The organism is Pseudomonas antarctica (assembly GCF_900624995.1).
Lineage (GTDB): Bacteria > Pseudomonadota > Gammaproteobacteria > Pseudomonadales > Pseudomonadaceae > Aquipseudomonas > Aquipseudomonas antarctica.
The window spans coordinates 22187-33916 of the sequence record NZ_UYXQ01000037.1 but is presented as its reverse complement, the minus strand read 5'-3'; the positions used below and the strand labels follow the sequence as shown (position 1 = coordinate 33916).

General features: G+C 59.0%; 10 protein-coding genes. 2 read left to right on the top strand and 8 right to left on the bottom strand.

Annotated features, from left to right (window positions below):
• The coding region (locus tag E0F99_RS17945) for an EAL domain-containing protein (RefSeq protein WP_130908844.1) at positions 1 to 1303 on the bottom strand (1303 nt) is incomplete at its 3' end.
• A 118-nt stretch (positions 1304 to 1421) separates the two neighbouring features.
• Positions 1422 to 3503 carry a carboxy terminal-processing peptidase gene (locus tag E0F99_RS17940; protein WP_242626911.1) on the bottom strand — a complete coding sequence of 694 codons (2082 nt, stop codon included), beginning with the start codon at positions 3501 to 3503 and terminating at the stop codon, positions 1422 to 1424.
• A 138-nt stretch (positions 3504 to 3641) separates the two neighbouring features.
• On the opposite strand from E0F99_RS17940, the gene E0F99_RS17935 reads away from it, so the two are divergent.
• Positions 3642 to 4604 (top strand): zinc-binding dehydrogenase, encoded by a 963-nt coding sequence (locus E0F99_RS17935; RefSeq protein WP_083359276.1) that lies wholly within the window; start codon positions 3642 to 3644, stop codon positions 4602 to 4604.
• Positions 4605 to 5233: 629 nt separating this feature from the next.
• Here E0F99_RS17935 and E0F99_RS17930 read toward each other — a convergent pair.
• The 6 genes from E0F99_RS17930 to E0F99_RS17905 form a co-directional block, all read right to left on the bottom strand.
• The gene (locus tag E0F99_RS17930) at positions 5234 to 5887 is read right to left on the bottom strand and encodes an HAD family hydrolase (RefSeq protein ID WP_083359275.1); all 654 of its coding nucleotides are present in this window, start codon (positions 5885 to 5887) and stop codon (positions 5234 to 5236) included.
• Between the two features lie 29 nt (positions 5888 to 5916).
• On the bottom strand, positions 5917 to 6906 hold the full coding sequence (locus E0F99_RS17925) for an ABC transporter ATP-binding protein (RefSeq protein WP_083359274.1): 990 nt from the start codon (positions 6904 to 6906) through the stop codon (positions 5917 to 5919).
• Positions 6903 to 7703, bottom strand: coding sequence for an ABC transporter permease (locus E0F99_RS17920; protein WP_083359273.1), 801 nt, complete (start codon positions 7701 to 7703; stop codon positions 6903 to 6905). Before E0F99_RS17920 ends, E0F99_RS17925 begins: the two co-directional genes overlap by 4 nt.
• Positions 7690 to 8535 (bottom strand): ABC transporter permease, encoded by an 846-nt coding sequence (locus E0F99_RS17915; RefSeq protein ID WP_083359272.1) that lies wholly within the window; start codon positions 8533 to 8535, stop codon positions 7690 to 7692. Before E0F99_RS17915 ends, E0F99_RS17920 begins: the two co-directional genes overlap by 14 nt.
• Positions 8532 to 9338, bottom strand: a complete 807-nt coding sequence (locus tag E0F99_RS17910; RefSeq protein ID WP_083359271.1) for an alkaline phosphatase family protein — start codon at positions 9336 to 9338, stop codon at positions 8532 to 8534. The genes E0F99_RS17915 and E0F99_RS17910 overlap by 4 nt, the downstream gene beginning before the upstream one ends.
• Positions 9339 to 9543: 205 nt before the next feature.
• The gene (locus tag E0F99_RS17905) at positions 9544 to 10611 is read right to left on the bottom strand and encodes an ABC transporter substrate-binding protein (RefSeq protein ID WP_083359270.1); all 1068 of its coding nucleotides are present in this window, start codon (positions 10609 to 10611) and stop codon (positions 9544 to 9546) included.
• A 351-nt stretch (positions 10612 to 10962) separates the two neighbouring features.
• Between E0F99_RS17905 and E0F99_RS17900 the strand changes: the two genes are divergently transcribed.
• Complete coding sequence (locus E0F99_RS17900; RefSeq protein WP_010565208.1) at positions 10963 to 11676, top strand: UTRA domain-containing protein; 714 nt, start codon at positions 10963 to 10965, stop codon at positions 11674 to 11676.
• Positions 11677 to 11730 lie beyond the last annotated feature (54 nt).

Sequence of the window (11730 nt, the reverse complement as noted above, 5' to 3'; positions counted from 1 at the left end):
CGTAGCAGATCACGGACTCTCGTTGTTGCTGCAGCAGCCTCGTCAGGCATTGCTGGATCGGCACGTTGCCCGGAAGTAACGTCAGCGGGTTGGCATAACGCGCCTGCTGGATTTTAACCTCCGTGATCAGCTTGAGCACATCGATCACCCGGCCCAACCCCAGGTAGTCGCCATTGAGCGTGATGATGAAATCTTCCTCGATGCGTTGCCGTGCACGACTGGTCAACAGGCGGCTGACTTGTTGCAGGGACTGGCTCAACTCCACCGCCAAAAAGTCATCGCTCATAAGGCGGCTGATGGGCTTGCGCGCGAACAGGTCGGTGGCAAATGGCTTGAGCAGCGCGTCCGATAGCGAATGCCGGTGCACGATACCGACCGGGTGGCCACGCCCGTCAAGCACCGCCAAGGAGTTGAGGTTGGCCTGGCGGCGGAAAGATTCCAGCACTTGGGCGGTGGCGGTGTCCTGATCCACCGCCGGTTGTTCGTTGAGCAGGGCGCTGAGGTCGCTGCCTTCTTCGCTGAGGGTAAGGTTGGCGTGGTCTTGCTTGGGCAGCATCAGGCGCGCTTCCTGAGGCGGCTGCTCCTGCGGGCGGCAAAGCAGATAACCCTGGACCAGGTCAACGCCCATCTCCATCAGCACCGCCAGTTCTTCCACCAACTCGATGCCCTCGGCAATCACCTGGGCGCGCGATGCCTTGGCGATCTGCAGGATAGAGCCGACGAATTCGCGCTTGAGCGCGTCCTGATGGATACCGTCGATAAAGTGTCGATCGATTTTCACGTAATCCGGGCGCAGCTCCGACCACAAACGCAGGCTGGAATACCCGGCGCCTAAGTCATCCAAGGCGATGGCGAAACCCATGTTGCGGTAATGATGCAGCGCGGTCTGCAGCAAGTAGAAATCGTCGGTGGGGGTTTGCTCAGTCAGTTCGATGACTACTTGGCTGGGTGGAATGCCTAAGTCGCTCAGCAGTTGCAGGGTGCGCCCCGGTTGGTGTGCCGTTTCCATCAAGGATTCCGGCGAGATGTTCAGGAACAGCTTGCCCGGCAGTTTTTGTTCGCTGAAGCGCCGGCAGGCACTTTCGCGACAGGCTATCTCCAATTCGCTGAGGCGCCCAGCCTGGCTGGCGACCGCGAACAGGGCGACGGGGGAGTGCAGTGGGCTGTTGGAGGGGCCGCGGCTGAGGGCTTCGTAGCCGAGAATGCGTCGCTCTGACAGGCAAATGATCGGTTGGAACAGGCTGTGCAAACTGCCTTGAGCCAGAATAGAGCCCAATGCATTCAGCTGTTCGGTCATGGTCATGGCGATCTCGATCGAAAAAAAAGGACCGCAGGCTTATAGCCTGCGGTCCTTCATTTCACGACAGAATGATGTCTATATGATGACACTCCGAGGAGCGATCACATTAAATTGTCATCATTTACTGCTTGGCCACCTGCTTGCTGATTTTCAGGTAGTCCAGCAGGATCCGGCCTGTTTCGGCCAGGTAGGCGTCGTCTTCCGGCTTGGTTTTTTCAGGCTCGGCCGGCAGTGCGTCTTCATCTTCTTTCTTCAGCTCTTTGAGCGGGTCTTCACCTTTGGCCTTGCGGCGGGCGTTTTCCAGCACGAGCTGCTGATTTTCGATGCTGGTGTGCTGCGCACGGCGATCCGCTTCGTTGAGGCTGACGGTTTTCTCTTCCATCAGCTTCTTGGCCAAGGCCAGCTTGTCGCGGATAAACACGAACTCGGCATCCTTTGCGGAGCGAGCGTCATGGTCAGCTTTCAACTGCGTCAGGAACGGTTTGAACGGGTCCGACGCCGGCTTGATCGCAGGACGGATGGTGTCCCACGGCATGGCTTCAGGCAGGGCGCTCTCGCCGATTTCCTTGGTGTCGATGATTGACGGGAAGTCGACATCCGGCAGCACGCCCTGATGCTGGGTGCTCTGCCCAGACACGCGGTAGAACTTGGCCAGGGTCAGTTTCAGCTCGCCATGGTTAAGCGGCTGAATGGTCTGCACGGTGCCTTTACCGAAGGTCTGGCCGCCGATGATCAGCGCACGGTGGTAGTCCTGCATGGCACCGGCGAAAATCTCCGAGGCCGAGGCCGAGAGGCGATTGACCAGCAGCGCCATTGGCCCTTTGTAGAAGGCACCCGGGTTCTCGTCTTCCAGCACATCGACACGGCCGTCAGCGTTACGTACCAACACGGTCGGGCCTTTGTCGATAAACAGGCTGGTCAGCTCGGTGGCTTCCTGAAGGGAGCCGCCGCCGTTATTGCGCAGGTCGATGACCACGCCGTCGACTTTCTCCTTCTGCAGCTCAGTCAGGATTTTCTTCACGTCGCGGGTGGTGGACTTGTAGTTCGGATCGCCAGCGCGGAAGGCCTTGAAGTCAAGGTAGAAGGCCGGGATTTCAATCACGCCCAGCTTGTAGTCCTTGCCATCTTGCTTGAGGTTGAGGACTTTCTTCTGCACGGCCTGATCTTCGAGCTTCACCGCTTCACGGGTGATGGACACGATCTTGCTGGTCTGGTCGTTCGGGGCATTGGTATGCGGAATCACTTCCAAGCGCACCACGCTGCCTTTAGGCCCACGGATCAGCTTGACCACTTCGTCCAGGCGCCAGCCAACCACATCGACCATCTCTTTGTCGGCCTGGGCCACGCCGATGATCTTGTCGGCCGGGGCAACTTGCTTGGTCTTGTCGGCCGGACCTGCCGGCACTAAACGTACGATCTTGACCTGGTCGTTGTCGCTTTGCAGGACGGCACCGATGCCTTCCAGCGACAGACTCATGTTGTTATCAAAATTTTCCGCGTTATCTGGCGACAGATGATTGGTGTGCGGATCGTAGGACATTGCGAAGGTGTTGATGTAGGCCTGGAAGATATCTTCGGCGCGGGTCTGGTCCAGACGTGCCAGCTGATTCTTGTAGCGCTTGGTCAACAGCTCTTGGATGGCCTTAGGCTCTTTGCCGGCGATCTTCAAGCGCAGCACTTCGTCCTTGACGCGTTTGCGCCACAGGTCGTCAAGGGCGGCGGTGCTGGTTAGCCAAGGCGCGTCCTTACGGTCCACCAGAAGGGTTTCCTTCTGGGTGAAGTCGAGCTTGTCGACGCCCTTGTTCAACTCACCCAAGGCGAAGTCAAGACGCGCTTTGACGCGGTCCAGGTAACGCTTATAGATGGTGAAGCCAGGCTGCAGGTCGCCGCTTTTGAGGAAGTCGTCGAACTGGGTCTTCCACTTGTCGAACTCAGCGATATCGCTGGCCAGGAAGTAGCTGCGCGACGGGTCCAGCAGCTTGAGGTAGCTGTCGTAGATGATCACCGAGCGAGCGTCGTCCAGCGGCGGCTTGCTGTAGTGATGGCGTTTGAGCAACTCGACGACGTTAAGGCTGGCAATCACCTCATCGCGATCAGGCTGAAGGCTGTCCCAGCTATTGGCTGCGAACGTATTGGTCGACATCGATGCGAAGCCGAGACCAATGAAAAAAGCGAGGGCGGTGCTGGGGAACAGATGCTTCATGCTGATTCGACGCGGGGGCAATTGATAACGCATATTAGGCCGTCTTTGAGGGAGCCGGTTCCATATGATCCGGTCGCATAATGCAAAAAGCCCGGCGCTACAGCTACGGGCTCAGTCCAGACTCACTATGGAGGCACTGTGAAAGCATTGCAAGGCGTTGAAGGTCATGTGGAGTGGTTGGAAGAAACCAGTCCTACCTGCGATGTAGGCCAAGTTCGCATTCGTGTGGCGGCTGCGGGCCTTAATCGCGCCGATTTATTGCAGCGTGCGGGGCTCTATCCACCGCCTCCGGGTGCCAGCCACGTGCTGGGCCTTGAGTGTGCTGGGGTGATCAGCGAAGTGGGGCCGGGGTCGTCCTGGCATATCGGTGATCGCGTTTGCGCGTTGCTGGCCGGTGGCGGCATGGCCGAAGAAGTGGTGGTGGACGCGCGCCATGTGCTGCCGGTGCCGGAAGGTTTGTCGCTGAGCGAAGCGGCGGCATTGCCTGAGGTGTACAGCACGGCGTGGCTGAACCTGTTCCAGTTGGCGGGCCTTAAGCCCGGTGAAAAAGTTTTGTTGCATGCCGGCGCCAGTGGCGTGGGCTCGGCGGCGATCCAGTTGTGTAAGGCGTTTGGCAGCCCGTGCTGGGTCAGCGTCGGCTCGCCCGAGCGCCTGGCCTACTGCCAAGCACTCGGCGCCCAGGGCGGGGTTGTGCGTACTGACGGGATTGAAGGGCTGCGCGATTTCGGGCCGTTTGACGTGATCCTCGACCCCGTGGGTGGCAACTATGCCGCGCTGGACCTCAAGCTGCTGGCCCTGGACGGTCGTTGGGTGTTGATCGGCTTGATGGGCGGGCGCGACGCGCAGCTCGACTTGGCGCAGGTGCTGGGCAAGCGTATCCAGCTGCTCGGCTCAACCCTGCGCAGCCGCAGTGATCAGTTCAAGGCGCACTTGTTCAGTGACTTGAGCCAGCATGTATGGCCGCTGTTTGCTGAGGGGCGCTTGAGCCCGCAACTGGCCAAGACCTTCCCGATCAAGGATGCCGAGGCGGCGTTTGCCGAGTTGGCGAGCAACCAGATTTCCGGGAAGTTGGTGGTGGTGATTGACGAAAGTCTGGTCTGATACCTGGACTGGAGTGCGGTCAATGTGGGCGCTGGCTTGCCTGCGATAGCGGTGTCTCAGTGAAGAATGTTTCATCTGATAGATCGCTATCGCAGCATAGGTATCTACGTAACTCTTTATGTTGCTCTGAGCCTGTGAGGCGTTTAGGTAGGTTGAGTACATATCCGTTGCTGCGGTAACGGCCACCTAGGGTTTCGCTCTTACAGCGAGTCACTTTTTTACAAGCGCCTAAAAAAGTAACGTGGTTAACGGGGCCTGTCAGATCAAAAGCAGATCAAGATCAAAATCTACAGCACGGCGGCCTAGTAGCCGACCTGAGTGGTTGAAGCAAAAGCAGGACAAAAGCACAGCAGAGCAGCACACTCTCTGTCTGATGAACTGAGATCCAACTGTGGGAGCGGGCTTGCTCGCGAATGCGGTGGGTCAGTTACAAATAAGCTGACTGACACACTGCATTCGCGAGCAAGCCCGCTCCCACAATTGAACCGATTTCAACTACCGCATTGCTCTGCTTTTCTGTGGGCTTGCCTGCGATGCAGGCACCTCGGTGTTTCAGGTAAACCCAGTTGATGCCATCGCAGGCAAGCCCGCTCCCACAGGGTTTGAGTTTCAATTCAAAGAAGTTGGGGTCAGACCCAGTGATGAATCGGCCAGCCGGCCTTTTCCGCATGCTCACGCAACACCGGATCCGGGTTCACCACCTGCGGGTGATCAACCTTCAGCAGCAATGGCAAATCATTGCGCGAATCCGAGTAGAAGTACGCACCTTCCAGTGTCTCACCTTCGCGCTCTAACCATTCGAGCAACCGCGTGATCTTGCCTTCGCGGTAAGTCAGTACACCCACAGTACGGCCACTGTGCGCGCCATGACTGATTTCCAACTCAATCCCCAACACTTCATCAATCCCGATACGCGCCGCAATCGGCGTGACCAGATGCGTGCCCGAGGCGGAAATCACCAGGATCCGGTCGCCATTCGCACGGTGCCGGGCGATGGTTTTGGTGGCGTCGCTGTAGATCAGCGGCTCAATAACGTCCTCGACCCAGGGCTGCACAAGGTGCTCGATTTCTTCCGGCGTGCGGCCGATCATCGGCTCCAGGCTGAAGTCCATGAAGTCTTCCATGCGCAGCTTGCCCTGGCTGTAGGCGTCCATCAATTCGTGGTTCTTGCGCATGAACGACTCGGGGTCGACCCAGCCCAGGCGGCCCATCTGCTCGCTCCACAGGGTGGCGCAGTCACCGTGGATCAGGGTGTCGTCCAAATCAAAAATTACCAATGCCATCCGTCATGCTCTCTCATTAAATCGTCGCGTCAGGCTACTTCACACAACGCACTGGGGTCGATGGAAAGTGCCAAACGTTGGCCATCCGGGTGCAGGTCGTCGGCGCAGCGGTTGAGCACATCCACCACCAACTCAACGCCGCGTGCCTCGATGCGGTAACGAATCACGTTACCCAGCAGGCTGTGGCTGCGCACCAGCGCGTCCAGCTCGCCGCTGCGGCTCAGTTCGATGGCTTCCGGGCGAATCGCAATGCGCCCGCTGATCGGGCGTTGCAGCAACTGGCTGGCTTTGTCGGCGTCGAGCAGGTTGTAGTTGCCGATGAAACCTGCGGCGAATACATCCACGGGGGCAGTGTAAAGGGTCTCGGCATCGCCGCTTTGTACGATCTTGCCCTGATTCATCAGGAAGATGCGGTCAGACATGGTCAGCGCTTCTTCCTGGTCATGGGTCACGAAAATCGTGGTCAGCCCCAGTTCGCGCTGGATCTGGCGGATCTGCTCGCGCAGGTGCTTGCGAATCCTTGCATCCAGCGCTGACAGCGGCTCATCCAGCAGCAACAGACGCGGGCGGGTGACCAGGGAGCGGGCGAGGGCCACGCGCTGGCACTGGCCGCCGGACATCTGGTGCGGGTAGCGGCCTGCGAGCTCCTTGAGTTCCACCAGTTGCAGCACTTCCTGCACGCGCTTGTGGCTGTCGTCGGCGTTGACCTTTTGCATGCGCAGGCCGAAGGCGACGTTCTGTTCCACGGTCATGTTGGGGAACAGCGCATAGCTTTGGAACACCATGCCGATATGCCGTTTCTGTGGGCTCAGCGGCACGATGTCCTGGCCATCCAGCAGAATTTGGCCACTGTCCACCGAGGTGAGGCCGGCGATGCAGCGCAGCAAGGTCGACTTGCCGCAGCCGGACGGGCCGAGCAGGGTGACGAATTCGCCCTTGGCGATCTCGCAGTTGATATCACTGAACACCGGGGTGCCGGCGTAGCCTTTTTGCAGGTGTTGGACGCTGACGAAGCTCATTGGCTTTTGTCCTTGTTCAAGATATTGGCGGCCCAGGTCAGCACCAGCACAAAGAAAAAGTAGGAAATGACGATGGCACTGGTGAAGTGGCCACTCGTGTTGCGCATGTTGTTGAGGTACACCTGCAGGGTTTCGTAGCGGGTACCCACCAAGATATTGGCGAACACGAACTCACCGAACAGGAACGAGAACGACAGCAGCAGCGCCACCATCAGGCCTTTGCGCAGGTTTGGCAGTACCACCAGAATCGCCGCCTGCCAGGTGCTGGCGCCGAGTAGCTGCGAGGCGTCCATCAGGTCACGCAGGTTGATCGCTTGCAGGTTGTTGGTGATCGCGCGGTACATGAACGGCAAGGCCACGGTGAAGTAGCAGCCGATCAGAATCCACGGCGTGCCCACCATCGCCAGCGGCCCGGAGCCGTAGAGTTGCAGCAAGCCCACCGAGGACACCACCGGCGGCACTGCGAAGGGCAGCAGGATAAGGATGTTCATCAGCGCGTCGAGTTTGGGGAAGTGGTAATGCACCACGAACAGCAGCGGCAAAATCAGCACCACCGACAGGATCAGCGCCCCCACGCACACCAGCAGAGACTGGCCAAAGGCAGCCAGGAAGCGCGGGTCGCCCCACAGTTGCACATACCATTTCACCGTGAAGCCGGCGGGCAGGATGGTCGCCGACCAACTGCTCGCAATGGAATAGACAAAGGTGCCCACCAGCGGCAACACCAGAATCGCAAATAACAGGCAAACCACTACCCGATGGTAGAGGGAGGCCGAGCCGGCTTCAGCGCGAGACATGGTAGCTCCTCTTGAGTAGCAGTTGATGAACCACGGTGACCACGGTCATCAGCGCCACCAGCACCACGGCCAGGGCACTGGCCATGTTCGGGTCCAGGGAGATGTCGCCGGAGACCATCGCCGCGATGCGAATCGGCAGTACGTTGAAGTTGCCGGTGGTCAGCGCGTACACCGTGGCATAGGCGCCGAGGGCATTGGCCAGCAGGATCACGAAGGTGCCGAGCAGTGCCGGGGTGAGCACCGGCAGGCCGATGTACCGCCAGAACTGCCAGGTGCTGGCGCCAAGCAACGAGGCCGATTCACGCCAGTCTTCGCGCAACGCATCGAAGGCCGGGTAGAGCAGCAGCACACCCAGTGGAATCTGGAAGTAGCTATACAGAATGATCAGGCCGGTCTTGGAGTACAGGTTGAAGTCCTGAATGATTCCAGCCTGCTTGAGCATGAGGGTGATGCTGCCGTTGAAACCCAGCAGGATGATGAAGGCGAAGGCCAGGGGCACACCGGCAAAGTTGCTGGTCATGTTGGCGAAGGCGGTGACGAAATTGCGCAACCGCCCATCGACGCGGCGTAACGAATAGCTGCCGAGCACCGAGATGATGATGCCGAACACGCTGGAATAGAAGCTGATCTCCAGACTGTACTGGATGGCCTGCAGGTAGAACTTCGAACTGAAGATCTTGGTGAAGTTGGCCACGCCCCAGCCGAACTCCTCCGATTGCAGGCTGTTGATCAGCACCCACACCAACGGGGCGATTTCAAACACGATAAAAAACAGCGCAAACGGCACCAGGCACAAAATCGCCAGCCATTTGCCACGGGTTATGGCGTTCACTTCAACAGCTCCCGGCATACAGGTTTGTCGTGAGGCACACCGAGCAGTTCGCAGACGGTGCCGCACAGTTCGGTTTGCGCAGGTTTGGCAGACGGGTCGAAGTTGAAAGCCGAGCCGAGTACGAACAGTGGCACTTCACGTTCTTCCGGCAGCAGGCCGTTGTGCGAGCGGTCGTTGTTCATGCCATGGTCGGCGGTCACCAGCACCTGGTAGCCAGCGTCGAGCCAGCCTTGCAGGTAGTCGGCGAGGATGATGTCGGCCGAACGTGCGCTGTTGCGGTATTGCGCGGTATCAAGGCCGTGCTTGTGGCCGGCGTCATCAATGTTCATTGGGTGCACCAGGAGGAAGTTCGGCGCATGTTTACGGCGCAGGCTTTCGGCGTCGGCGAACAGGTGCGAATCCGGGTAGTGGTCATTCCAGTAGAAATGCCCGTGCTGGATTGCCAGCGCCTTGTCGTCGGTATGGCGATCGCGCGCGGCAATAAAGGGCGTGCGGTTATACAACTCGCTGACCCAGTGATAAGCCGCCGCCGCTGTGGTGAGGCCTGCGTCGGTGGCGTAATGGAAAATGCTGCGCTGGTTGGACAGGCGCGAGACATTGTTGTGGACGATGCCGCTGTCGATCGGTGGCACGCCGGTGAGGATGCATTCATACAAAGGCCGGGACAGGGCCGGCAGTTCACAGTCCAGTTTGTAAAGCGCTGCGCGTCCTGCGCCGATATAGGCCTGCAGATGCCCCATGGCATGTCGGGCAACTTCGTAGTTCAGGCCATCGAGCACCACAAGGATGACGTTGTGCTTCATAAGGGCTGGGGCTCCGCAACGATAGGTTTGACTCAATTTCCCTGGAAGGACGGGATCAAAAGTGTGGGAGCGGGCTGTGTGGGAGCTGGCTTGCCTGCGATAGCATCACCTCGGTTCACATGAAACACCGAGTCGTCTGCATCGCGGGCAAGCCCGGCTCCCACACAAGCCAGCGCCTACACGGACCGCATTTACAGCTCAGGCCTTACTGCATATTGATGATGACTTCTTCCTGCCACTTCTGCGGCAGTGCCTTGGAGGTCTTCTCCCAAGCGTCGGCATCTTTGATCGGCGTGACTTTCTTGTACTGCTCGTTAGGCAGCAGCTTGGCCTGGACGTCGGCAGGCAAGGTCAGGTGCTCGGCACGAATCGGACGTGCGTTGCCGCGCGCCAGGTTGGTCTGGCCGGCGTCGCTGAAGATGTATTCACGGGTCAGCTTGGCGGCGTTCGGGTGCTTGGCGTACTTGTTGATGATGGTGGTGTAGCCGGAAATCACCGAGCCGTCCGATGGGATCAGCACGACGTAGTCATCCGGGTTGGCCATCTTGGCTTTGTAGCTCAGGCCGTTGAAGTCCCAGACCACGCCCACTTCCACTTCGCCTTTTTCCATGGTGGCGATGGTTGGGTTGGCGAGCGACAGTCGGCCTTGTTTGGCGATTTCGGCAAACATCAGCAGTGCAGGCTGGATGTTTTTCTCGTCGCCACCGTTGGCCAGTGCTGCTGCAAGCACGCCGTTGGCGGCTTGGGCGGCGGTGCTTACGTCACCGATGGAGACTTTGTATTTGCCGGTTTTAAGGTCAGCCCAGCTTTTCGGCGCTTCGGAACCGTGCAGCAGCTTTTTATTGACGATAAACGCGATGGTGCCGGTGTAGGCCAGCGCCCAGTTACCATCTTTGTCTTTCGCCCAGTCCGGCACTTGTGCCCAAGTAGTCGGCTTGTACGGTTGCGCCACACCCTGTTTCACCGCAATCGGGCCGAAGGCGGCACCGACGTCACCGATATCGGCACTCGCGTTGTCTTTCTCGGCGGCGAACTTGGCGATTTCCTGGGCCGAGCTCATATCGGTGTCGATGTGTTTGAGGCCGTAGGTCTTGGCCAGGTCTTCCCAGGTGCCTTTCCAGTTGGCCCAGTCATCGGGCATACCGACGCTGTTGACGGCGCCTTCCGCCTTCGCGGCGGCTTCCAGAGTCTTTAGATCGGTATCAGCAGCCATGGCGGCGGTGCACATGGCAATGGTCGAGCCTAACAGTGATGCCAGGAAAAGCTTTTTCATCCGAAGCTCCTTTGGGCGTTTTCAACGCGGCGTTTTTATGAACGTTTGCGGTGGTGTTGGTCTAGGTCAGCAATACCTGAGCCAATCTAGGCGTACTGGATGACAGTTTCATGTCGATGTCGTTTTTAAATCGCTTATGTCGCTCATTCCAGTCTCAGCGTAGACCATGCTCAAGTGCCCGCAGGCCTTGGACTTGGCCGATGTATTGCAGGGTGCGGTGCAGGGCGCGGACAGGGACTGTCATCTGTCGGTCATCTGTAATGCCTAGGCTGGCACGCAGCGGCAGATGCCCGAATAGCGCGCGATTTATGCACCTGAACGGTGCTGGTCTAGTCCAGATAGGTAACGTTGATGCGTGATGAGGCAATCAAGGCGGTGACATCCATCGGCCTGGCGCTGCAAGAGCAGATCGACCACGGGCTGTTGCCGCCTGCCAGTAAGTTGCCCGCCGAGCGCAAACTCAGCGAGTTGTTTGGTACCACGCGCATTACCGTGCGGGAAGCCTTGTTACAGCTGGAAGCTCAAGGGCAGATCTATCGCGAGGAGCGCCGTGGCTGGTTCGTTTCGCCGCCACGGCTGGCCTATAACCTGATGCAGCGCAGCCACTTTCACGCGATGGTCAGCGACCAGGGGCGGGTGGCGTCTACCGAAGTGATTTCTGCGCGGCTGCAACCGGCGTCGGCGGCGGTGTGTGCGTGGTTGCAGTTACCGGCGTTGTCGAGTGTGATCCAGATCTGCCGGAGGCGGCGGATTGATGGGCGGCTGGTGTTGTATGTGGAGCACTACCTGAACCCGCAGTATTTTCCAGGGATTCTGGCGTGTGATTTGAATCAGTCGATGACCGAGCTGTACGCGCGCAAGTACGACCTCCATTACGGCCGCGTGCGCTTTGAGATTGTGCCGACGTCACTGCCGGTAGAGGCCGCCGCCGCATTGCGCGTGTCGGTGGGCAGCCCGGGCTTGCGCATTGCCCGGGTTAATTATGACCAGCACCAGCGGTTGATCGACTGCGACCTGGAGTTCTGGCGGCATGATGCGATTCATGTGGGCGTGGATGTGGTGTGACGCTGTGCGGGGCAAGCCTGCTCGCCACAACACGCCCGCTTGTCACAAGAACTC

Bases quoted from the DNA above. Each gene is read 5' to 3' on its own strand.
- E0F99_RS17940 (WP_242626911.1), bottom strand. From the start codon at position 3,503: ATGAAGCATCTGTTCCCCAGCACCGCCCTCGCTTTTTTCATTGGTCTC.
- E0F99_RS17930 (WP_083359275.1), bottom strand. From the start codon at position 5,887: ATGGCATTGGTAATTTTTGATTTGGACGACACCCTGATCCACGGTGAC.
- E0F99_RS17925 (WP_083359274.1), bottom strand. From the start codon at position 6,906: ATGAGCTTCGTCAGCGTCCAACACCTGCAAAAAGGCTACGCCGGCACC.
- E0F99_RS17920 (WP_083359273.1), bottom strand. From the start codon at position 7,703: ATGTCTCGCGCTGAAGCCGGCTCGGCCTCCCTCTACCATCGGGTAGTG.
- E0F99_RS17910 (WP_083359271.1), bottom strand. From the start codon at position 9,338: ATGAAGCACAACGTCATCCTTGTGGTGCTCGATGGCCTGAACTACGAA.
- E0F99_RS17905 (WP_083359270.1), bottom strand. From the start codon at position 10,611: ATGAAAAAGCTTTTCCTGGCATCACTGTTAGGCTCGACCATTGCCATG.
- E0F99_RS17900 (WP_010565208.1), top strand. From the start codon at position 10,963: ATGCGTGATGAGGCAATCAAGGCGGTGACATCCATCGGCCTGGCGCTG.